The 23,946-nt window shown below is 39.9% G+C and carries 18 protein-coding genes and 1 pseudogene; 18 read left to right on the top strand and 1 reads right to left on the bottom strand.

What is annotated here, in order from left to right; genetic code table 11:
- The first annotated feature begins 30 nt into the window (after positions 1 to 30).
- From rlmD to B4V02_RS20970, 5 genes and pseudogenes are all read left to right on the top strand, one after another.
- Positions 31 to 1,923, top strand: coding sequence for a 23S rRNA (uracil(1939)-C(5))-methyltransferase RlmD (gene rlmD / locus B4V02_RS20985; RefSeq protein ID WP_094156270.1), 1,893 nt, complete (start codon positions 31 to 33; stop codon positions 1,921 to 1,923).
- Positions 1,924 to 2,100: 177 nt separating this feature from the next.
- Positions 2,101 to 2,393 (top strand): annotated as a pseudogene (locus tag B4V02_RS25985) (transposase); the annotation flags it as partial.
- Positions 2,394 to 2,725: 332 nt separating this feature from the next.
- Entirely contained in the window at positions 2,726 to 3,844 is a 1,119-nt protein-coding gene (locus tag B4V02_RS20980) for a hypothetical protein (RefSeq protein WP_094156269.1), read from the top strand.
- 23 nt (positions 3,845 to 3,867) lie between these two features.
- Positions 3,868 to 4,047, top strand: coding sequence for a hypothetical protein (locus tag B4V02_RS20975; protein ID WP_094156268.1), 180 nt, complete (start codon positions 3,868 to 3,870; stop codon positions 4,045 to 4,047).
- 536 nt (positions 4,048 to 4,583) lie between these two features.
- Complete coding sequence (locus B4V02_RS20970) at positions 4,584 to 5,333, top strand: DNA-3-methyladenine glycosylase family protein (protein ID WP_244188376.1); 750 nt, start codon at positions 4,584 to 4,586, stop codon at positions 5,331 to 5,333.
- Between the two features lie 17 nt (positions 5,334 to 5,350).
- On the opposite strand, the gene B4V02_RS20965 is transcribed toward B4V02_RS20970, so the two are convergent.
- On the bottom strand, positions 5,351 to 6,448 hold the full coding sequence (locus B4V02_RS20965) for a restriction endonuclease, SacI family (protein ID WP_157739762.1): 1,098 nt from the start codon (positions 6,446 to 6,448) through the stop codon (positions 5,351 to 5,353).
- Between the two features lie 119 nt (positions 6,449 to 6,567).
- Between B4V02_RS20965 and B4V02_RS20960 the strand changes: the two genes are divergently transcribed.
- The 13 genes from B4V02_RS20960 to B4V02_RS20910 all read left to right on the top strand — a co-directional run bounded on the left by B4V02_RS20960 (position 6,568) and on the right by B4V02_RS20910 (position 23,531).
- On the top strand, positions 6,568 to 7,707 hold the full coding sequence (locus B4V02_RS20960) for a DNA cytosine methyltransferase (protein WP_094156265.1): 1,140 nt from the start codon (positions 6,568 to 6,570) through the stop codon (positions 7,705 to 7,707).
- A 631-nt stretch (positions 7,708 to 8,338) separates the two neighbouring features.
- Complete coding sequence (locus B4V02_RS20955; protein WP_094156264.1) at positions 8,339 to 11,722, top strand: RNA dependent RNA polymerase; 3,384 nt, start codon at positions 8,339 to 8,341, stop codon at positions 11,720 to 11,722.
- Between the two features lie 104 nt (positions 11,723 to 11,826).
- Positions 11,827 to 12,972: a ParB/RepB/Spo0J family partition protein gene (locus B4V02_RS20950; protein WP_094156263.1), complete on the top strand. Its 1,146-nt coding sequence runs from the start codon at positions 11,827 to 11,829 to the stop codon at positions 12,970 to 12,972.
- A 96-nt stretch (positions 12,973 to 13,068) separates the two neighbouring features.
- Positions 13,069 to 13,239: a hypothetical protein gene (locus B4V02_RS26190; protein WP_167383774.1), complete on the top strand. Its 171-nt coding sequence runs from the start codon at positions 13,069 to 13,071 to the stop codon at positions 13,237 to 13,239.
- A 14-nt stretch (positions 13,240 to 13,253) separates the two neighbouring features.
- The gene (locus B4V02_RS20945) at positions 13,254 to 15,308 is read left to right on the top strand and encodes a hypothetical protein (protein ID WP_094156262.1); all 2,055 of its coding nucleotides are present in this window, start codon (positions 13,254 to 13,256) and stop codon (positions 15,306 to 15,308) included.
- 464 nt (positions 15,309 to 15,772) lie between these two features.
- On the top strand, positions 15,773 to 17,038 hold the full coding sequence (locus tag B4V02_RS20940) for a DNA modification methylase (protein ID WP_094156261.1): 1,266 nt from the start codon (positions 15,773 to 15,775) through the stop codon (positions 17,036 to 17,038).
- Between the two features lie 18 nt (positions 17,039 to 17,056).
- On the top strand, positions 17,057 to 17,218 hold the full coding sequence (locus B4V02_RS26185) for a hypothetical protein (RefSeq protein ID WP_167383772.1): 162 nt from the start codon (positions 17,057 to 17,059) through the stop codon (positions 17,216 to 17,218).
- A 67-nt stretch (positions 17,219 to 17,285) separates the two neighbouring features.
- Positions 17,286 to 18,023, top strand: a complete 738-nt coding sequence (locus B4V02_RS20935; RefSeq protein ID WP_094156260.1) for a transposase — start codon at positions 17,286 to 17,288, stop codon at positions 18,021 to 18,023.
- A 165-nt stretch (positions 18,024 to 18,188) separates the two neighbouring features.
- Positions 18,189 to 19,034: a tyrosine-type recombinase/integrase gene (locus tag B4V02_RS20930; protein ID WP_094156259.1), complete on the top strand. Its 846-nt coding sequence runs from the start codon at positions 18,189 to 18,191 to the stop codon at positions 19,032 to 19,034.
- 176 nt (positions 19,035 to 19,210) lie between these two features.
- Entirely contained in the window at positions 19,211 to 20,761 is a 1,551-nt protein-coding gene (terL, locus tag B4V02_RS20925) for a phage terminase large subunit (RefSeq protein WP_094156258.1), read from the top strand.
- A gap of 145 nt (positions 20,762 to 20,906) precedes the next feature.
- Entirely contained in the window at positions 20,907 to 21,755 is an 849-nt protein-coding gene (locus B4V02_RS20920; RefSeq protein WP_094156257.1) for a copper amine oxidase N-terminal domain-containing protein, read from the top strand.
- 45 nt (positions 21,756 to 21,800) lie between these two features.
- Positions 21,801 to 22,088 carry a hypothetical protein gene (locus B4V02_RS20915; protein ID WP_179031572.1) on the top strand — a complete coding sequence of 96 codons (288 nt, stop codon included), beginning with the start codon at positions 21,801 to 21,803 and terminating at the stop codon, positions 22,086 to 22,088.
- A gap of 135 nt (positions 22,089 to 22,223) precedes the next feature.
- Positions 22,224 to 23,531 carry a phage portal protein gene (locus B4V02_RS20910; RefSeq protein WP_094156256.1) on the top strand — a complete coding sequence of 436 codons (1,308 nt, stop codon included), beginning with the start codon at positions 22,224 to 22,226 and terminating at the stop codon, positions 23,529 to 23,531.
- Positions 23,532 to 23,946: the final 415 nt, after the last annotated feature.

Below are 23,946 nucleotides of genomic sequence, written 5' to 3'. Positions count from 1 at the left end.
AAAGATGATCAGAAAGAAGTGACATGAATCATGACGAGTAACCGCAGCGGACGTGGAAAAAGCCGCCGGAATGCAGCAGCTCCTGTTCAAGGAAAGCCGCAGAAAAAGACTGTGCAGTCGAAGAAGGAGCAAGGACAGTCTCAAGGTGGAGCTGGAAAGGGACAGCTTCGAATTGGAATTGGGAATGGAAATGGAAATTTTGATGGAAATATAAAGGATACGGACCGGAATAAGATGGAAAAAGGGTGGGGGGCTCGTCGTTCTTCCGGTGATGGACAGGGAAAAGAGCGAGGGGCACAACGTTCTTCCGGTGATGTACGGGAACAGCACGCTTTAAACCGCAACCGAGTCCGTGCAGAGCGTACCGATCTGCCTGTGCAAAAAAACGATGAAGCCGTAATAGACATTATCGGCATGAACCACGATGGCGAGGGAGTAGGGCGTGTCGAAGGTTTTACGCTGTTTGTTCCAGGCGCATTGCCGGGGGAAAAGGTACGAGTCAAGGTTCTGAAAACGAAAAAACAGTATGGCTATGCCAAGCTGCTGGAGATCGTACAGGCCAGCCCTGACCGGATTGCGGCGCCTTGCGCCATCTATGATCAGTGCGGTGGCTGCCAAATCCAGCATATGAGCTACGAAGCACAGCTGAGCTGGAAGCGCCAGCACGTCGTGGACGTACTGGAACGTATCGGCAAGCTAAGCGTGGCTGATAGCACCAGTGCCGGAACGGAGTCGGGTGCGAATGAAAACACGACTACCGAATCCGGTAACCAGGCAGCACAGGTATTGGCTACGGGTGTAGAGGCCGATACAGCCTCAGCTTCGTCCTCGGCAGTAAGTACGGACCCGAATACCGATAGCATGTCCGTAAATTTGGCGCGTGAGCAAGGCGTAGTGGTACATCCTACGCTCGGTATGAGCGAGCCCTGGCGATATCGCAACAAAGCCCAGGTACCGATTGGTGTCACCGAGGGCGGACTTGTCGGCGGCTTCTACGCGCGTGGCAGCCATCGCATCGTGGATATGGACACCTGTCTCATTCAGGATGAGCGCAACGACGAGGTTGTCGCACGTGTCAAAGAGATTGGCCGAATGTTGGGTATCAGTGCATATAATGAGGAAACCGGACGCGGATTGCTGCGCCATGTCGTCGTGAAGACCGCTTTTCGCACGGGTGAAATGATGCTGGTCCTCGTCACCAATGGACGAGATATTCCGCATGCTGATGCCTGGGTCGGCAGCATCCGTGAGCATATTCCGCACGTGGCAAGCATTTGCCAGAACGTGAATACCAAGCGAACGAACGTTATTTTTGGCGACGAAACGCGCGTCCTGTGGGGCCGTGACGTGATCTACGACTATATTGGAAACGTCCAGTTTGCGATTTCCGCCAGATCCTTTTATCAAGTGAATCCCGTTCAAACGGAAGTGCTGTACAGCAAAACCGTCGAATATGCCGGGCTTACGGGCAAAGAAACGGTGATTGACGCGTATTGCGGTATTGGCACGATCTCTTTGTTCCTCGCTCAGCATGCGGATCAGGTGTATGGGGTGGAGATCGTCAAAGAAGCCATCGAGGATGCGCGGAGTAATGCGCTGTTGAACAACATGCGTAATGTGAAGTTTGAGGTAGGCGCGTCCGAGGACGTCATTCCCGCCTGGAAGCAGCAGGGCATCACCCCCGACGTCATCGTCGTCGATCCGCCCCGTAAGGGCTGCGATCCACGCCTGCTCGACACCATTCTGGAGATGCAGCCAGAGCGCGTGGTGTATGTATCCTGCAATCCAAGCACGCTGGCACGGGATTTAAGGATATTGGAGGATGGCGGGTATAGGACGGTGGAAGTGCAGCCCGTGGATATGTTTCCGCATACGGTGCATGTGGAGTGCGTGGTAGTAATATATCGAGATAAGAAGTATTGATGCACACAGGGTAATGTTTTTCATTGTTAGTGAGGAATAGTACTTCTGAGTTTTTACTTGAAAATTCTATCATACTGAAGCTCAGGCCGGAACAATACCTGAGCTTTGTTTCATTAACGATAGATCCAATTTTTTATTTTTAAACCTTATCTTAAAGGACAGCCCCACAAGCCGGATTCATCGGTCATTCAAGATATCACTTGCCAGTTGGGAACACCGCAGTGTCGTTCCGGGCAACGTCATCGTGTGGTGATGTTTCAAGAGTTTAAAGGTCGGGCAATTCGAGTGGTTACCGATTTTATGCAGCTGACCAAAGAACAAATCGCGCAGATGTATAAAGATCAGTGGCAGATTGAAGTCTTCTTCCGTTGGGTCACGCAACATTTGAATATTCCAACCCTGTTTGGCACGCGGAAAATGCGGTCTATGGACAACTATTCTGTGCTCTCATGGCCTATATCCTGCTCAAATAGCTATTTGTCGTTTCTCAAACAACGTTTCCCAAACATGATATTCTTTCCTTTGCCCGATTTTCTCGTCTATTTCTCCTGCAATAACTACCTGTGGAATGGCTGATCCAGATCCAGCATATTCTTCTCAAAAGTGTCTCTGATTTTATGGGTTAAATTTCCTATTTTGGTTAATCAACAGTCGTGATTGCAAATAAATATCAACCTCTCGTCCCAAGAGGTATTAATCTGGTTTTGTCGAAATATAAGATAATAGATTAGCTTGTTGATGAGGAAAAAGCTTTTATAGAGCAGATATCCTTATTTGAGGCAAACAAAGGGGACTTGTTGTAATGAAACGAAATAAAAAAGAGGAGAGATTTAATGAAGTCACCCAATTACTTCGTGGGATTGTTAATAAAGCGAGAAATGACCAACTAGCATTTGATTCAGTGTTCTCTAGTGATCTTGACTTGCTTTTTACGACTTCCAATTGGGGATTTAGAGAGATAACACTTGTTATAGCAGTTGCTCGATTACTCAATAGAGATTATAAGGCATCGGAAGCATTCTATAATTGTAATCCACGACCTTTATTTGAACAACCGATTCGCCATATTTTATCTGAGAATAATATTCCTCATAGAAAATCGGGACCTTTGAACGTGGCAAAAGCTACGGTGGGTATAAATGATGAATGGGCTGGTCAAAGAAGGCCAGCAAACGTTGCAGCGGCGGTAGTTCGGTTAGTTAAATGGATAGAAAATGCACAGCATGAGGAGCTAGAAAACTTTACTGTTTGTCTTTTGGCAAGACTTCTTAACGAATCTAAAAAAGCTGAAGCATTGAATGTTAATATTGAACCTCAAACAGATCCAAATTTTTTATACATGATTTGTAATAGGCTTATTAAAGAAGTGCCCGACGCGGGAAACACGCCTCAACGTATATTTGGTCTATTGCTTCATTCTTATCACGAGATTTTGAATACGGGTATAAAAGTTACTGGATATAAAGATAGAGCATCAACTACGAGTACTACAAGCAAAAAGCCGGGGGATGTGAATGAAGAAACAAGGGAAGGACTGATCCTTAAAGTATATGAAGTAACAGTTAAGCCTTTTGACCAGCAACGTATTATTGAATCTTCCGAAGCTTTAAAAGCTTATGATGAAATGCATAACACATATACAAACGAAGTTATCGTTATCTGTAGAAAATGTGATATACCTAGTGAGTTATCAATAACAGCGCTGAATGGGGTGCTTGGTAAGTATATTTATCAAGATATAATTTATTATTTTGTTGATATTTTTGAATGGATGCATCTTCATTTAGTTACAATGCCAAATGAGAGTAAGCTCTTTTTCTATAAAGAAATAAATGATTATATAAGTGATGTCAATACCTCTATGAAAGTGAAGAGTCTTTGGAAGGAATTGAATTCTGATATTCACCACGAAAAGGTTTGAGATGAAGTTAAGAGTAGACTCAATTGATCCAGTATAAAAAAATGGAAGAAATATTAAATAAGATTGGCTATGATTTTAAAGGGAAAATTAATGATCTTGGTCAAGTTAAAAGATCTGAGCGAAGAAAACTAGGAGAAGTATTTGCTTTAGATGAACATGTAAAAGGTATGATTCTTGTCATGTTGAGCAATCAAAGGCTATAGGGATATATAGTTAAAAATATTAAAAAAATAACCGATATCTTTTTCGGTTTTGAAAAAGATAAAATAAAACTGGTATTTAAAAAGCTTTTAGCACAGCAGCTTAAAGATAGTAAGTGTGGAAATAGAGCAATAGATAAACAGATGGATTGTTTAGACTATAATCAATTCTTGAGAGAATTGAAGTTGTATATGGCAGTTTAGATAATTTTGTTCTGAGCGATGAGCCTAATTTTTTAGCGAGGGAATTAGGACAAGGTAGAAATTATAAGCTTAAACAAATGGGATTTGCTCCTATCCTTGAGTATTTAAGAATGTTAGTATTCAGACCTTCTAGTCTAATCTGTATATTCGTCGTATCATAAGCAACGAGCGACTAATTTTATGGTGGATATCCCTCAGAAAAAGATACTGTTGAATTGCTTAACAAAATTGTTAAAGAATCTAAGGTAAGGTGGCTCTTACTTACTTAAACTTGATGTGGTTATATTGTGCTTTTATTGCGATAACGTATGTGGAAGTAGTCCGAAGTGCCATATGTGAATTACAAAACCACTGTATTGGAAGTGAAAAGTATTTATAAAAATAAATTAGTGAAAAATGATTTTGTGAATCAAGTTATATACAATGAGAATGTTTTACTACTTTCTTCGTCTGATTCGAGGCTTGAAAAATTAATTTATTTGATTGGAAATTTGGAACTGAACTCAGATAAAGATTATTTCACAGCACTAGCAACCTCCATTATAGGACAGCAGCTTTCTGCTAAAGCGGCTACTACTATCCGTAAACGGGTAAGCCTATTATGTAATGGTCTAATTACACCAGAATCTATAATATCAATACCATACGGCGATTTAAGAGCCGCGGGTTTATCTAAAGCCAAAACCGAATATATCAAGGATTTAGCTGAGAAAGTTTATACAAAAAAAATAGATTTCAATGAGATATGTCTAAAAGAGGACAATGAAATAATAAGTAGTTTAACTGAAGTAAAAGGTATAGGGAAATGGACGGCGGAGATGTTTTTAATATTTGCTTTAAATCGCGTAAATGTTATGTCCTACGCTGATGCAGGACTGCAAAGAGCAGCCAGATGGCTTTATAATTCACCTGAGATACCAAAGTATAACTATCTACAAAAAGTTGAATCTTCATGGGAGCCATTTAAAAGTATTGCATCTCTGTATTTATGGGAATCAATTGATAGAGGTTATGTAGATTCGGGTAATAGCTTGGATGAGTTATTTCTTAAAAAGATACAAACTAAAGAACCCCCGATTAATTAACCGGGGGTCTTGTATTTCTATTCAATAAAGCCATGTTTTCGTGCTGTATTTTGTAAGTAAGTGATGGTGTCGTCTTTCATTCTTGCTTCACGTGTTAGTTCCATTAATGTGGAGAAGAAAAGTTCTATACTTGTTGGTGGAATTTGTGAGAGATAGAATTTGATAAACTTTTTATGAGACATGAAGGTTAAGTAAACCCCTTTAAGCGCGGCAGCGTCTATTAGTTCTTGCTTAGACGCTTCTTGAAGCATGGCTCTTGGACCAGAAACAAAAATTAATCGATTGAAGCCAGAGTCAATGACTTTTCTAACTGCATGGGCAACATCTTCTTGTTTATATAGTTTATCTTTTGCTTCGAAAGCATACAACATTTTATTATTTAGGTAAACATCAATATCACTAACTTCTTTAGATGAGGCGCCAGATTGGTTAACTACATGAACTTCAACCTTAGTTTTTCCTGCTAAAGCCATGGTATGAAGTTTCACTAAAACACCTACAGTTAGTACCAGGGTCTCTCCACCACATGCTTGTTCAAGAAGGTCATTGAGAAAAAGGTCCATTTCAGTCAAGGTTGGAATTTTTGCTGCCTGTACTGTACTTGACTTTCTAATTTCCAAAAATTTAATGAAACAACATGCGATAGCATCAGTAAGAGCATCAAATGCTTCTTGTTGAGTTTGGATTTGCGGTAAGAATGTGCAGAGTAAATCAAGTAGCATTTGATCGTTTCCTCTACGAACTGGGTTAGAGGGATTAAGCTCTGGTGCCCGAGCAGGTTTATTGAGAAATGGCTCATTAGAGCTTCCCAAACCACCATTAAAATATTTGCGTTCAAAAGGTACTAACAGATTATGACACAGACTTCTTGCATCATATGCTCCATCTAGCTGTGAACCTGCTTGTAAGCAAAGAGCATTTACTTTCGGATTAGTTGCTTTTGCTAAAAGTGCTGTGACAAGGATATAACGGAAAGTCAAATGAGTGCCAAATAATACAGTTTGGATATTTTTTGAAAATGGTGATTGCCAGCTGTAGCCTTTGGTTGTTGCTCGTTCTATTGCTTTTACTAAAACTTCAGTCGCTTGATTCTTATCTACACGAACTTCACTCAATTGTATAACCCCCAGAGTATATATTTTTCCACTTTAAAACAGAACGTATGTTTGCTATACTGACTTATACCTTTGCTTATAGTACAATAAAAAAATGAATAAAGTTGGAGTTGATTAATTTGAGCACATATACTGGTTTATCTTTGTTCTCTGGTGCAGGCGGAATGGATGTTGGTTTCAAAAAAGCAGGAGTAAATATCGTCTGGTCAAATGAACTAGATAAAGATGCCTGCAACACTTATGAAGCCAATCATCCTGAGTCTACTCTATTCAGAGGTGATGTCCGTAACGCTTTTAATGAATTAGAGGTATATAAAGGAACGGATATTATTTTTGGAGGACCTCCATGTCAGGGCTTTTCTGTCGCAGGCAAGATGGACCCGAATGATGAACGAAGTACTCTAATTTGGACTTATCTTGATGCAGTCCGGATTATTAAACCTAAAGCTTTTGTACTTGAGAATGTGAGTGCATTAGCTAAGCTAGAAAAATGGAAAGATGTAAGGACGAAAATGTTTCAAATTGCAAATGAAATGGGCTACAGCTGTTATCCGTTTCTGCTTAATTCTTCAAATTACGGTGTTCCCCAAAAAAGAGAGCGTGTTTTTTTCATCGGTTTATTGAATAAGGATATTGACGTAGAAAAGATGCTGAAAAGGATTAATGTTCAAGAGAAGCCCACTAAGACAATTAGAGAAACCATATCACATCTAGGACCAGCAGGGTCACCAAATAACCCACATACTTGTGAAGCACGTATTACCCTTGCTTCAAACCCAGTTTTGAGAAAGTCTCCATACGCAGGTATGATTTTCAATGGAATGGGAAGACCATTAGACATAGAAGGTATCGCTAATACACTTCCTGCTTCGATGGGAGGAAATAAAACCCCCATCATTGATGAAGCGCTTTTGTATCATTCTGCTAGTGATAACTGGATTGTAGACTATCACAGCAAATTAATGGAAGGCATAATGCCAGAGTTCACGGATGCGCCTTCTAGATTAAGAAGAATTACGCTTAAGGAAGCAGCGTTGATACAAACATTTCCAGAAGATTATATCTTTAAAGGAAGTAAATCCGCTGTATATCGTCAGATTGGAAATGCAGTACCTTGTCTTTTAGCTCAAGCAGTTGCGTCTGCAGTTATTGATGAACTTGATAGCAAACCCATAGATTTTAACTTATCTGGACAAATATCAATTGATTCATACCTTCAAAAGCCCCAGAAAAATTTAGAAGAATATATTTCCATATAGTCTATTATACCTGATTTCGTTACTTAAACAAGAGTCATCAAAGAAGCTCCATTCAGTAGTTATGCTTAATACGCATTATATCTTGAGCTGGTCGAAAGCGATGAGAACCGATTTGATATTTTTAAATTGGTCCTCATCGCCCTTTTTTATAATTCTTTACCTCTGTCAATAGACTAGATACATAAAACCGAGGAATCACGAAGTGGATCAGTGTATGTTCGTATTGTTGCGTGGAAACCAACGATTCTGCGCGTGTACAGGCCTATTAGGCTTGCTAGGTCAAGCCAGACTCGATCCGTTGGGATATACGTAATATCGGTTATATAGACTTAGTTTACCGTTCGTGGCAAAGGTTTGATTCAAAACATTCTCGGCCACAGGCAGATCATGTTTGGAGTTTGTCGTTGTCTTGTATTTGCAGACACCTCAATTTTGAATGCATTTATTATCGCATTATCGATATCCTGTGTCCAGTATTGAGTCTAACTCCAAACTTAACTCTTGTAATGCGGACATGTATTCCATATAATTATATACGAACATTTGTTTCCGCTTATGGCGTAGATACTAAATCCATTAGGAAGGAATGTTCACAACCATATCATTCAAACTACTAACAGGAGGCTAAAATTTGTCCAGTAATCCAACTAGAAATCAATATCAAATCAAACTTTTCCACTTTAACGAGATCACTCATGTAGGCGATCAGCTTAGCGCACCGTCACCCAGTAATCGTCTCATCACCGTATCGAACAGCATCTACCTCGACCAACTCAAACGAGTCGTAGCAGAACGTGATCCTTCCACCAATGTTACCGAAGTCACCTTTATGCTCAAAGCTGATCAAATCGATGAAGATGATCCATCGCAACTTGCTTTGTTTGAACGAATGCTACGAGAGGGAATCTACTATAATGGAGAGAAATATGTTCGTTCAATCAAATCACCTGCCATGGGACGTACACAGCGAACAGAATTCATCCAAGAAAAATATGTTGCTGATCTGTATCGACACATTACACTCGGCAAAATGCCACCACTCACCAATATCCATAAGTGGGAAGCAGCTCTAGGTGTGAGTCGTTCAGCAGCTCAGCCAGTCCCGTATATCCCTCGTATTGTCGTAATTCCAGATTATGAAAAGGAAACGATCATTGAGGATGTATGGAAAGTGGAAAAGTGTGCTGAAGATTTGGAGCAACAGAAGTTGATATTCGATGAAAAGACGAAGCAACGTGAATATTTCAAAGCGAAGAAAGAATTGAAGCCTTCCAAGGAACAATTACATAAGTTAGAACGTATACCGAATAAAACAATCCCGTGGAATGGTCGAACAAAGTCTGTTCCTGATCAAAATGAATATAAAACTTTTAACGGATGGAATAAACAGAATCGTCGTGTGAAGCTAGAAGCAATTTCTTTTCCTGCTCGTTCAGTTATGTATAGTGACAAACTATACCCTTGCTATTCCATCGGGCAAACAGAAGAAATCCCTATCATAGCAATCAATGAAGAGTCCATCGGATTTAAGCGAGTCGAGTATCTACAGTATGAGAATAAGAATGTCCAGTTTTTCGATGGTCAAGGTTTAATGAGCTTCCAGTTTGCAGAGCGTATTGGACAGCATCTGAACCTATCCTATTCACCCAATGCAGTTCAGGGAAGACTTCCATATATTAAAGGCAACTTTATCCGATTCGATCTGATGAAATGGTTCAATGAAAACAACGTGACAGAAATAAAAGATGTTTTCGGTGAATCACAACCCATCATCGACAAACAGGGTCGGCCTATTGATCTCATCCTCACTAAATCTTGCTTCAAAGCATGGCATCAATACATTGATGGAGAAGATAAGCCAAAGTGTCTGTTTGAAAATATAACGGAATATGAAGAATTACTGAAACTACATAATCATAATCACTTTTGGGTCGCTAATTATGCGAAACCAGCGTACCAGATGAACGCCTACACACCACTGACATACCAATATATTCATGCGCTTAATCTCACATTGAACGATTTATTTCAATTAGCTACGCCTCAAATGGATGTCATCAAACGAGTATTACATGGACAAAAGGATGACGTCCATGGAAAGTGGCTTCGAGATATCGCGTACACGAAAGCTTTCCTACATATGCTAGTCCAAGAAGACGATGAACCCAAAGATGAAAATGAGGAACCCGACGAACAGGAAGATGAAATAGAACGGGGCCAGAAGAAACAATTTATAAATGAAATCATCCAAGCCATTGATCTGAATGAACTAATGCTGTATGACGGAAACGTTCGCAAATTTATCGTGAAGCAAGCCATGCTGAAAGTACAGGATATGTTGAAAGGTCGCATCCCAATTCGTGGCAGTTACTTTTATTTGACCAACGATCCAATAGCTTTCATGGACTATACCGCTGGAAAACCAGTAACAGGTGTGTTGAAGAAGAACCAGGCTTTTATGAATCGGAAACGTGGAATGCATGCGCTATTCCGGTCACCGCTAACCATATTTAATGAAGTTGGCAAGCTAGATTTTGTACAAGTACATAACCGATATATACGTCATTTAGATAATGTGATTGTTCTGAACTGTTGTGATTTAACACTGGCAAGACTCGGACTAGGAGATGTCGATGGGGACACGGCTCTCTGTACGAATGATCCGACCATACTCTCCGCAGTGATCGACGCGCCTACGATCATCAATGAAGATGATAAAAAAGTAGCTGCTCCTGTACCGAATAATATGGACAGTATCATCAAGATGGAGCTGAAAAGCCTACATAACTTGACGGGTAGATGTACGAATGTGAATACATATTTCCAGAATATGGCTTTGGAGGAAGGTAGCCTTCAAGCACGCGTTTTGGAAAACTCTGTCCTTAAATTTCTCCAAGGTCAAATTATAGATGCAACCAAAAATGGACTGGAAGTTGAAATTCCATATGTGCTGGATCGTCTGGCTATCCAGATGCCATATTTCTTTCGTTTTGTGAATGGTGGCAAAGCCAAGGATTATCAGCACTCGATGAAATCGCCGTTTAATCAATTTTGTGTCAAGGCAGAAAAGTACATAGATGACAAGTTCCAGATGAAAGATGGGAAACTGGATCAGTCTATTTTGGGCATCGAAAGCACGAGACAATTGTTACAGGATATGAGCAAGGTAAGCCAGCCGAAGTTTCTGAACTATCTAGCTCGTATTGAATCGCTGTATACAGAATACAACGAGCAGAAAAAAACAATTGATCATCGCTTGATGCAATTTAACGAACTGAAGAAATGGGAACGGGATAATGATACCCGGAAAGCAATTAGCGCGGAATACGCTAGGTTACGAGAGGAATACAAAACCTGTCCTTATCCTTCGATACTTGCTAGTGTTGCTGTCGAGATCTCATATCAAACCTACAGAACGTACTCCTTTGCATGGCTGTTTGTAGATGGACTACTGGAAAATCTAAAGCAGCATGAAAATGTGATGAAGAGGGAAGTACGAAAGGTGAACCGACTCACGAATCGTAATGTAGAAGGCAATGAGCTTACCGTTCAAGCTGGCATGGCTACAATAGATAATGTGGAGTTTCCATTCCATGTACCGGATGGTGTGTATTCATTATTTGAAATTATGGGGCAGTATTTTATCGGGTATGAAGCTGAACGGGAAAGCGTAGTACAAACCAGTCATACGCCTTCTTTGCTGGATGGAAAAAGTACAAGACGAACATTGAGGAATTATTCGCTTGGCTTCAGCACATTGAAAAAGTCTCAGGAAGAATCGCAGTTGATAGCTGACCAGATATTAGGCAAGAAATTACAGATTCAAATAGTCGAGTACCGATATGTTCATATTGTAGATGAGCTGGGGAAAGTGAAGTGTATCATTCCGAGGGATCAGGTCATTCACCAAGATGAGGGGTTATCCTTCTTTGATTTTGATGGTGCGACAATTGAATTTATAACTATCGAGAAAGTCACGAAATCGAGCTTTAAGGCGATAGTCCATATCGAATAAATTAAATCATAGTGTGTCATAATCTGGCGCCTGTTAACACGGGCGCTTGGGTGACAGCTAGAACGTTATATATACGAATCCAAACATAAGGGAGATATCATCATTTGAACATCACATTAAAATTAAGCCAGATCGTTACCAACCCGAATCAGCCACGCAAGCATTTTAACGAGGAGTCTTTGCAGGAACTGGCAGCATCTATTCTAAGCGATGGATTACAGGAAGCTATATTGGTCAGACCCCAAGGAAGTCAGTATGAAATTGTTCAGGGGGAGCGCAGATATCGAGCGAGTCAAATGGCTGGTCTGGATACGATTGCAGTGAAAGTAAAGGAATTGAGCGATGAAGAAGCTTTTCATTTATCTGTCATTGAAAATATCCAAAGGGAACAAATGACTCCTATTGAAGAAGCTCATGCATTTTATGAGTATGTACAAAGAGGGTACACGCATGACCAAATTGCCAAAAAAGTGAGTAAAAACAGAGCCTTTGTTACAAGCCGTTTAAGATTACTGAAACTATTACCTTTTATTCACGATTGGATTGCAGAAGGATATATTTCGGACGGTCATGCCAAGCAACTACTGAGAATGGAATCGTTTTTGAACCGATTACTAAAAAACAAACCGACATCAAAATTCATTTATGAAGACGGTTCACAGAAAGAGGAAAGTCATTTTGAGAATTATCAATTGAAATTTCATAGTTCGTTTTGGGAGAAACATGACATAAAAAAAGAAAAACTAACCGTAAACGAAGTCAAGAGATGGGGGGATGATTGGCATTATGGTTTAATCATCTCACCTATTTTGAATTATAAGGGACTTGGTTCTATGGTTGTTTCTACCAATCGAGGATTCGCTTTAACCGCTCAAATGGATTGTATTATCAATCATCTTCATATCTCCAACATAACAGAAGAAGATATTGATTTTGCAGTTGTTTATGATTTGGGAAAAAATAAAGATGATTTTGATTCCGAATTCAGACCGTGGATGGTTGAAAAATTTTGGGATGAGATGCGAAATGAACTCTTTCACTCTGATATCAACATCGAAGAAAAATGGAATTTACATAGTTTTCAAGATGAATTGAAAAAATGTGAAAATTATAGCGATTCTTTAGAGGACAAGTCATTGGAAACGTTAACGGAAGAAATCAAATTTTATAAGCAACAATTAGATCATATTGCCAAAGAGAATCATGTTTCAACGGATGACATACTGGATGAATTGCTGGCCATGGAGTAAATGGTGTCACGTGACACATATAGCGCCTGTTAACACGGGCGCTTGGGTGACATCTAGTATATGGATGCGATCCGCAAATGAGAGGAGTGAATCTGAGTGAGCTATTTTTATTGTTACAATGGTCAGATGATGAGGAAATTACAGGAGAAAAATATCCGGTACATTACTCGTGCTTTGACGATTGATAAGCATCAAAAGTTTTGGCTGTATGCTATTAATGAACAATTTCAACAGGCTTTAGAGGAAATTAAGAAACCGAAAATATAAGGAGTGAATCTGATTTGGCAGTGAATCGGGATTGTGAAATTGAGCAAATGTATAATTATTTAACTGAAGAACATAAACAAAATGTACATAAGGAAGCATTTCAGGATATTGCAAACGTATTTCTAGATTTATATGACGAGCATACCAAACAGTACCATCAATATGTAGAATTCAAAAATAATAAACGGATAGAAAAGCCTGATTCAGCTGTAAAATGGCTCTGCAACGCGAGTATGGGGCATGGTAAAACAACCGTACTAATTTGTTTCTTGAAGTGGCTTGTATCTGAAACTTATTTGAAGAAGAAGGTTCCAATCTTATTAGTCATACGGGAGAATGGGATGGCTGAAGAAGTATTCAATGAGTTGAAGAAATTTGATGAGCATTGTATTGTCAGTGTAAGAGCTGCTAATAAAGAAGATATTGAACCCTATGTTTGTTATCATCAAATTGTCATTATTACTCATAGTAGACTCGATAATCTGGCTCTTGGATATGGAAATGCTCAAATGTATAAGAGTTGGAAGCAGTATCGCATGAATGGATTCAGTAGCTACGATGCTCTTGATACTCACAATTATGTATGCACCCGACAACGATTATTGATCGTTGATGAGAAACCTTCCTTTGTCAACGCATCGATTTTTGGAATTGACAGTTGGGATAATGCATTAGATTGGTTTAATACGTTGTCGTTTGTTTTAAAAATGCAGCCTTTTCAAGCTCAAGTTTTAAAAACGTATATTCTTCATTTAATTGCAAACCAACTCGTCGAAAACACTTCAGATGTAACAACGGCTCTTATGACGAAAACCAAAGATGACAAAATGAATAGTATTCTAAATGCCATTCAATCCATAAAGGCTAATGCTGAATCCAAAAGTAAAATTGAAGCGTACAAGAAAATGATTCACTTTGAAAAGTTATGTAAGAGATCCAGACTTGGAAGAATTGACGACTATGAGCAAAATGGTTTGACAGGTAGAAAAATTATCGTTTCAGAACGTATCCACTATGGCAAACTGAAGTTAAATATGCTTGTCCTAGATGGAACTGCTAAAATGAACAGTAGGCAATACATAGGTTTCACAGCAAAGATCGTTCAGAATTACAATCAATACGCTCGGCTAAACATGTGCCAAGATGTAATTAATACTTCAAAAAATAGTCGTTTGAAGAAGGGCCATACTACTCAAAAAGCAATTACGGAACGGATACTTGAGTTAAAGCAGAAGCATTTAGATTTATTCATATTGCCAACGAAATTTGACATCCCAATCTACAAAAAATTAGGAGCCATTGGAACAGAGCAGCAGGATTCCTTTGAAGAAAAAGTAAGTGATCATACTCGGCCTATTAACTTAATGAACACAACAGGGAAAAATCAGCTTAAAGATAAGACAGCGATGTATTTGACCAGTCTGCCTCGAATGAATCCCGACTACTATAAAATCATTGCAATATCGCTTTATGGAGACAAGGTTTCACTAAAATTGAGCGATGAAGATGACTTGAATTGGTTTGAAGATGAAAAGTTAGAGATGGTGTATCGAGGAGAACTGTATGCTGAGTTTTTGCAAATTGTGCATCGGACAGCGTTAAGAAAAATTAATGAAGATACGCCCATTCACATATATGTTGCATTTAACCAAAATGAGAAAGACATAGCTACAGTTCAACCGATGTTCTGGGAGATTAATAATTGGTATATGCATGGAAAAATGAATTATACCTATAACGGCATCAATGATGAATCATTATACAGTCGTGGAGATACCATTCGTAACTTTGCACAGGAAATACATCAATGGATTTGGGAGAATTCTACCTATTTCAATCAGTTGCCGCTACCTGTCAGTAGTATTCAGAAGGGAACAGACAGTATTGGGGAAAAGTTTAGAAAATGGCTATCCAAAAATAATAATTGGGTTAACAAGAAAGAGATGATCAATAAAGTTTTTGCACAATACGGATATATCATTTATGAAAAACAAGATCGGTATAGCTCAAATACCAAGTATATTTCAACGATTAACAAGCATTACGAATATCAGATATTTGGTTCGTAATAGACGTGACCCCACTTCTCTATATATAGGGGAAACTGGGGTCAGTTCATTAAATTTAGCTTAGTTTTGGGAAAAGGGTTATGTAGTTCTTTAAAAGGAAGGTTTCCAGTTGAGTACCTCCATATCCAAGATGGTTTACCTTGGATTGGGGGGACAAGCAAGCAACAGGCCCATCGTTGCGCGGTAGGCACTTGAACTCAGAATTTTAGATAGGGCTTACAGAGTGTTTGAAGTGTGTCACGTGACACAATGAGCAGATTTACAAGTATAGAGTCATAACACGGGAACTCTGGCTATGAGCTAGGCTTCCTTTTTCATTTAGAGAGGAGCAACAAGATTGCTATTAATTTTACAAGCAATAATCATAGAAATATTACGATTTATTACTGTAGTTGGTGTGGTTTACACCTGGATGTGGATAGCAGCCTTTTTAAAAATGAAGGTAGAAAGGGGGATCAAGTGGATTGGAAATCAAATACGTAAACGTAGAAACGTTAATTCCGTACATAAAAAACGCCAGAAATAATGAGAAAGCTGTAGATTATGTAGCAACGAGTATTCAGAGTTATGGATTTAAGAATCCCATTCTAATAGACAGTAATCATGAAATCATAGCAGGTCATACTCGTTTGTTAGCAGCTAAGAAGCTTGGGTTAAAGCAAGTTCCAACGATACTGGTGGATGACTTAACACCAGAACAGGTCAAAGCTTTCAGAATAGCTGATAACAAAACGGCTGAGTATGCAGATTGGAATTTTGAATTGTTGGCGCAGGAAATGGAAGAATTAAAACTGGCTGATTATGATCTTTCTCTAACTGGATTTGATATGAGCGAGTGTGAGAAATTGCTGGATACATTACATGAAGATACAGCCGATGATGAGGATGATTTTAATCTGGAAGAAGCATTACCTGTACATCCGATCACTCGTAAAGGTGACATTTGGCTACTTGGGAAGCATAGGCTCATATGCGGTGACTCGACTAATCCGCAGGATATCGCAACATTGATGGATGGTAAGAAGGCTCGGCTTATTGTAACTGATCCACCTTATAATGTGGATTATACAGGTAAAACCAAGGCTGCATTGAAAATAGAGAACGATAAGATGGACAATCACCAGTTTTATGATTTCCTATTGGCTGCCTATACTCAAATGTTTGAAGTAGCTGATGACGGAGCAAGTATTTATGTGTTCCACGCAGATAGTGAGGGTTTGAATTTTAGAAAGGCATTTATCGAAGCCGGATTCAAACTGGCACAATGCTGCATATGGGCAAAGCAAGCAATGGTAATGGGACATGCTGATTATCACTGGATGCACGAACCTGTATTGTACGGTTGGAAGCCAACAAGTGGACACTACTGGAACAGTGATCGGAAGCAGACAACCTTATGGCAATTTGATCGCCCCTTCCGGAATGAATATCATCCCACGATGAAGCCGATTCCTTTGATTAGCTATCCAATTAAAAATTCCAGTAAGCTTGGTGATATCGTGTTTGATCCATTTGGTGGTTCAGGTTCAACGTTGATTGCTTGTGAGGAAACGGCTCGGCTTTGCTATACCAGCGAGCTTGACCCCAAATATGTAGATGTGATTGTGAAGCGATATATTGCCCATGCTGGCGACAATAGCAGTGTGTATTTGATTCGAGATGGTAAGCAGTATGACTATCATGAAGTTGTTGCTGGTTCGGCAAGGTCAGAGGTATCATGTGCTGACTAAACCGAAAGGGTGATTGAATTGGGTAAGGCAAAAGTGAATATGGTGATTCGGTTCCTAAAGGGTATGCAAGCCGAAAAGGTAAATGTGCTAGGTGCTGAGGAAGCTCAGGAGGATAACGTGTTGATTCAGAAGGTGATTGAGGATATCGAGTTGTTTTACGAGGCTGAGTTAGAAGGGTAAGCAAGAATACATATGGGGAATGGGCTATTATGGTCTGTTCCCTTTTTTTCGTGCTGGAGGTGACAGAATGAGCAAGAACAGTAACAATCCAAAAAGGAATAAGCCAAAGATACTGACCAAGTATGATCAATTTGTTGTGCCAAGGCTCAGGGATATTCCCGTTTGGGTACGTGAAGGAGCAACAGATGAAGAGATTGCTAAGCGACTGAACATTCATATTTGGACATTAGGCGATTATCGCAGGAAGCATCCCAAATTTGCTGAAGCATTAGAACGACCGACCAAGTGGGAAACACATGTATACCCTAGACTTGCGGAGATTCAGCAATGGTTCGAAGAAGGCGTGAACGCAGAGGACATTATTAGGAAACTCGATATAGGTAAAACGACTTGGTACGAGTATATTGATAAACATCCGATGCTGGCTGAACTAGTCAAATGGAGCAGATCTGTGCCTATATCCCACGTGGAAAATTCACTTTTGAAAGCTGCTACAGGGTATGAATATGAAGAAATAAAAACGATCATTGAAGAGGACAAAAATGGAAAAAAGAAGACGCGCATCGAAAAGGTAAAACGATATCAGCCTCCCAATCCGACAGCGATGATCTTCTACTTAAAGAACCGTGCACCTAACGAGTGGAATGATCGACGTGAGCTGGTGGTCAATACGAAGGCACTGGAACAGGAGCGCAAGCAGCTATTTCTGGATATGATTGAAGCGGATGTAGTGGATGCCGACTATGAAGCTGTTGAGGAATCGGTTGAGATTGAGGAAGGATATATGGAGCCGGATAATTCGTAGCCATAACGTTATGTCGTCAGTATTTGTATAGATAAACGCCAGTTTCAGCCCTGAATTAGCCAGTAAATTGCCCAGACTAAGTGCATAAGATAAGTTATGTAATGAGTGGACTTTCCCCCACATCAACGGTATGATGTGACACACAAGTGAAGGGTGGGGTCGAATATGGGCTATATACAAGGATTTGAAGCATATTTACGGAGCAAGGATCGAAGCAAGAACACCATTTCCTGTTACATTAGGGACGTGTTGCAGTTCACAGCTTGGTATCAAAGGAAAACGGAATATGGACTGGACAAGTGGATTGAGTTGGATGGTGTAGAATACAAAAAATATCTGCAAAGCACTAACCAAGCGATACTGACCATCAACCGCAAAATCGCCAGTATCAACGTATTTTCCCAGTGGATGCACCAACAAGGATATATTAAGGAAGAAGTACATACCGAAGCAGTCAGGAACAAGGTCGTTCGGCAATACAAAGGGTTAGCGGAAAAGGACTTGTGGAAGTTGCGAAATGAAATTCACCGTATGGGCAATCGGATGCATATCTGCATGATCGAATTGCTGCTGGGAACAGGAATACGGGTTAGCGAATTGGTTGGTATCAAGCTAAAAGATATTGAAATCAGTGAACGTAAAGGTTTATTGAAGGTACGCGGTAAGGGAAACTCATTCCGCACCATACCACTGAATAAGGATGTGCGAAAAGCCATTACCCGATATCTAGAAGTCAGGCCACAAGTGGAATCAGAATATCTATGTATTGGGCAGCGTGGAGCATTGGAACGAAATGCGGTCAACCTGATCCTGAACAAATATGGGGATCGGGTCAATGTAAAGGTAACACCCCATATGCTCAGACATACGCTTGGCTATAAGCTGGTGAAAACGACTCCTTTGACGACCATCCAGCAAATCCTTGGACATGATCACGTAGCAACAACCAATTTCTATACCTTAACAACACAGCAGGATATGGCTGAAGCCTTGGGAAATATCGAGTGGTGATGAGCCACTCTTTTTGTCGTGGATGGGAGGGGGTCTTCTATATGTAGAAACAGAGTCGCCAGCAAAGGGTGCAGAAATTTTTGTGATGATTTTATAGTGAACATGAGAAAGGAGCTATACCGATTGAAACAATAAAGCAAGAAGAACAGCGACAGGCTGAGCTGCTTAAGCAGTATATGGAGAAGCACTTTAAACCACCGAAAATGAAACAACTGATCGAAACGTTCTCCTTCTCTGAACTAAGAAAGCTAATCGGTGAGATGGACATTGAATTTTTTGCTTTGGCCTATTTCCCTAAATACTTTGATCGAGCGTTTGGACAGTTTCACAAAGAGTTATTTTCGGAATTAAGACATATGCTTGCGAATACAGGACTGATTACGGCTTTCGGACTCCCAAGGGAACACGGAAAGTCAACGATCAGTTCCTTTTTATTTCCGCTGTATGCAACTTTATATGATAAATCACAGTTTACATTAATCATATCAGCCACAGAACAGATTGCATTGCCGTTCCTCGATATGATCAAAGACGAACTGGAAACAAATCAGATGCTGATTGAGGATTTTGGGATTCGTAAAGGGAGCCGCTGGAACAACAATGAGATTTGGCTGAAGAGTAAAGGTGGACTGGATTCCTGCATTATGATTCGTGGGATAGACGGTAGTTTGAGAGGCATCCACTATAAGCATTACCGTCCTACACTGGTTCTGATGGATGATTTGCTCAAGGAAGATACCGCACGATCCGAAGCAAAACGAGAACAGGTTAAAAATACATTTACGGATGTCATTCTACCTATAGGAACAAGAGATACGAATATTCTGATCTGTGGAACTATTTTGAATGAAGAAGATATTATGGCCGATCTGCTCAAAGGGAAGATACCAGGTGTAAGAAGTGTTCGTAAAGCAGCCGTGCTTCAATTTTCAGAGCGTGATGATCTTTGGTCAGAGTGGGAGCGACAATATAATAATTTGCAGGATGAAGACAGGATCAATACGGCCTTGTCTTTTTTTATGGCGAATGAGGAGGAAATGCTGGAGGGTACGAAAATCCTATGGAGCGAGTATTTGGACTATTATTATTTGATGTGCAAGAAGCAAGCGATGGGTGAGAAAAGTTTCTATAAAGAATTACAAAACGATCCGCGTTCAACCGATGAATACATATTTCAGAATCTCATGTATTGGGACAGGTTGCCTGAATTTGAGGACATGGAACTTGCTATGTACATTGATCCAGCGATTAAGGCCGGGAAGAAAAACGACTATTCGGCTATTTCGATTATTGGGCAGCACAGGAAGACGAAGCAGATGTACGTGCTGGACGGCAATATTTATAAACTGCTGCCAGATGATTTATTCCAAGTAGCTATGGAGAAGTTGAAGCTTTATCCCGTAGATAAGCTTGGTTTTGAAGTCAATCAGGCACAGAGTTATATGAAGCAAAAGTTTGAAGAAGAGTTATGGAAGGCGAAGATACATACACCCGTAGAAAGTGTGCATTCCAAGGGACAGAAGCATGAGCGCATTATTAGCTTGGAGCCAGAAGTGAAGAAGGGGCATATTCTGTTCAATACAGATAATCTTAGATACAACCATCAGGTGAGGGATTACAATCGAAATTGTACATACGACGATGCGCCAGACAGTTTATATGGAGCTGTTCAATTGATTCAGTCTGTGAAAAGTCTGAAATTTTATGATCGCAGTTTGTTGTTTTGAGGCTTCTGCTAGATATTCATTCATTATTTTGATCCAATCTCGGTAAGCTAACGAGCAGGAAAGCGCAACAAATTTTATCCAGTTGCGTCTTAATATGGAGTGAGTTACTGCGCAACAAATTTAACCAAAAAGGGAGCTGTCATTTATGAAAAAAGCATTCTTTGGGGTTTTTCTTGCAATTTTTTTATTTATTTCATCGTCAACTACTTATGCAGCAGAGAGTCAAATCAAAGTTGACGGTGTTGCTATTGCATCCGATGTGAAGCCCGAAATTAAGAACAAACGTACAATGATACCTCTACGTGTCATTAGTGAAAATTTGGGGGCTAGGGTCGAATGGTCCAATTCAAAGGTTATTCTCACTAAAAGCGATATGAAAGTAATATTAACACTGAACAGTAGTACAGCGGAGAAAAACGGTAAAAAGATGCTGCTTGATGTTAAACCGTACATGAAAAATAATCGCATATTTGTTCCACTTCGTTTTATTGCAGAGACGTTTGGATGTAATGTTAATTTCAGCAAATTTGCAGTGAATGTTGATACTGAACCATTGTTTATAGATGGTGTACAAGTAAAAGCATTACAACATGAATACCATATGACTTTGGGTGGCGTAGTTCAGCAGATTAATGGAAATGCATATAACAAAACAATTTATAATATTTTTGTGAAAAACAAAGGTGAAAAGGTCGAAGCACCTGCAGACTACTCTTGGAGCTTCACTATTGACACACTTGGGTCCTATTATAAAAATGCACAATATGATTTTCTAGACCCAAAAGGGAACAGCTTAGTTCGTTTTGATGTTTATTCTTTAATTCGTTCTTTTCCATCTGAACCTTTAACAGGATACCCAGAGATTTTGATTCATGACGTATCTAAAGATGAGTGGTACTTGTTTAGCGATACCGCAAATCAATCCATTGAACAGTTAATTTATACCGCTAAAAAGAACGGTTTTCTGAAGGTTATAAGTAATACAGTTGTATAAAGTGATTTTTCTTTAATCACGGGTATGTGAGGAGGTTAATATCCTATGGACGGCTGGAATGAGGAGAAGGCTCTGGAACTGAGTGATATTCATCAACTGACTGGCGAGATCTATCAGATCTTAAACGAAAGGATTGACAAGCTAGGTGTAGCCTATGGCATTGTTACTGAATTTAGTTATAACCCTGAGGAACCACCGTTCTGGACTATTACTATCGAGGATTCTGAAACCGTGCTTACCTCGACCATCTTGTTCCAATATATGAAACAGTATAGAAATTTGAAGGATGCGTTAACTCATTTTATGCGTGATCACTTCCCATACTTCACTTAAGTAAGGTATCAATGGTGAAAGGAGATTCAACTAACGGGGACGCGTTAATTCAACAAGGAACTATCTTATTAAAGGTGGTTCTTTTATTTATTTAAGCAACAATTACATAGCCCATTTTTGAAAGGATTCGATGAGATGCAAATTACGGAACAAATCATTATAGAATGTCTAAATGAACTCCAATCGGCTGCATTAGCCAAACAGAAATATGCAGATTACTATAATGGTCAGCATGCCATTTTCAAGAACTATGCGATGCAAGAAAGCCGCAGCAACCAAAAACTCATTTTCAATTTCCCACGTAAGTTCGTAGATAATGAAGTTGGCTACCTGCTCGGTAAGCCAGTAAACTATGTGTCCAAGTCGGATCAGGATGAGGCCATACATAACATAGACGTACATATGAGTCATTGGGACAAGGAGCATAATCTACAGCTTCGGAAACAATCCGAAATATTCGGTGAGAGCTACGAATTGAACTATATCGACTCGGATGGACAGTTTTCAGCCACCGTATTATCTCCTTTGAATGCGTATGTGCTGGAAGACGGAACAGCAGAACGAAATGTATTACTTGGCTTACATAAATTTACTCGTCGATTCGATAAGCAAGTGTACCTTGACGTGTATTCCGACCATGAAATTCTACACTATACAATCGGCAACAATGATAAACACAATCCAATAAAGCAAAACCAAGCACCTGAATTAAAATTTATCGGCAAACATAATCACATCTTCGGAAGAGTCCCACTCATCTCCTGTCCAGCCAATACGGAGAGGAAAAGTGGCTTCCATGATGTGGTTTCTTTATTTGATGCCTATAACGCATTGAATTCCGATTTGGTCAATGAAATTGCAGATCACCGCAACGCCTATCTCGTGATTGAGAATGCGAAGCTGGAAGCTGAAGATTTATTGAATATGAAGAAGATGGGCATTATTCAAGTTCCGGCTGGAGGAAAGGTAAGTTGGCTTACGAAGGAGATTAACGATTCTTTTGTGAAAAATGAGTTGGATAACATTGAACGCAAAATCTTCGACATGATGGATCAGGTTAACTTTAATGAAAACTGGGCCAGCAATACGTCTTCCTTAGCGCTGAGAAACAAGCTGCTGAATTTGGAGAATAGAGTGGCGATGCGTGAGGCGTTGATGGAAAAGGCGATCAAGCAACGTCTGCGTAACTTCTTCACCTTTCTGCACATTAAAGAAGGCGTTCAATACGATTACCGGGATATCGCGGTGAAGTTTACTCGTAACTTGCCGACAGATTTGGTTGGGATGGCTGATGTGATCGTTAAACTGCAGCAAGTCGTATCTCAGGAAACGCTACTGGCACTATTACCGTTTGTGGAGAATCCGAAGCTGGAATTCAATAAATTTCATGCGGAGCAGCAACGACTAGTAGGTACGGCTGAGGAGAAATCGGATGCAGAATAAAAATAGGATCAAGCGGCTGGTGAAGAATAATTGTGCTTGTTATTTCGGAGCGAAGTATGGTATCCCAAACTATTGCTGTTTACAGGATGGCCCATGTGTATTTTTCGCTCAAGATGATGATCTGCCCCATTGTATATATTTTGAAAAAGGAGTTTTACCCATAGACGAGAAGCTGGAACGAGAATATACATCTGAGCGGAATGTAGAATCTGAATTTAAAACAGCGCAACCGAGGGTGAACTGTCCGAAATGTAGGGCTACATTTTCAGCAAATTCGAATCGGCAGAAATATTGTGAGAAATGCAGAGATAAGAATGCGAACGAAAAGTCGAAGTTACGGATGCGCCAGATGAGAAAAAGCAGGCTCGATGTTACGCTTTAGGCTATCCAAAAGCCATATAAACTAAGGTTGAAA

Source organism: Paenibacillus kribbensis (assembly GCF_002240415.1).
GTDB lineage: Bacteria > Bacillota > Bacilli > Paenibacillales > Paenibacillaceae > Paenibacillus > Paenibacillus kribbensis.
Note: the sequence above shows the minus strand (reverse complement) of the source record. Positions and strands in the feature narration are given on the sequence as shown.

What these genes read in the sequence shown, in the direction of transcription:
- B4V02_RS20910 (WP_094156256.1), top strand. Translation starts at nt 22,224, where the DNA reads ATGCAAATTACGGAACAAATCATTATAGAATGTCTAAATGAACTCCAA.
- B4V02_RS20915 (WP_179031572.1), top strand. Translation starts at nt 21,801, where the DNA reads ATGGACGGCTGGAATGAGGAGAAGGCTCTGGAACTGAGTGATATTCAT.
- rlmD (WP_094156270.1), top strand. Translation starts at nt 31, where the DNA reads ATGACGAGTAACCGCAGCGGACGTGGAAAAAGCCGCCGGAATGCAGCA.
- B4V02_RS20980 (WP_094156269.1), top strand. Translation starts at nt 2,726, where the DNA reads ATGAAACGAAATAAAAAAGAGGAGAGATTTAATGAAGTCACCCAATTA.
- terL (WP_094156258.1), top strand. Translation starts at nt 19,211, where the DNA reads ATGGAGAAGCACTTTAAACCACCGAAAATGAAACAACTGATCGAAACG.
- B4V02_RS20920 (WP_094156257.1), top strand. Translation starts at nt 20,907, where the DNA reads ATGAAAAAAGCATTCTTTGGGGTTTTTCTTGCAATTTTTTTATTTATT.
- B4V02_RS20935 (WP_094156260.1), top strand. Translation starts at nt 17,286, where the DNA reads ATGAGCAAGAACAGTAACAATCCAAAAAGGAATAAGCCAAAGATACTG.
- B4V02_RS20930 (WP_094156259.1), top strand. Translation starts at nt 18,189, where the DNA reads ATGGGCTATATACAAGGATTTGAAGCATATTTACGGAGCAAGGATCGA.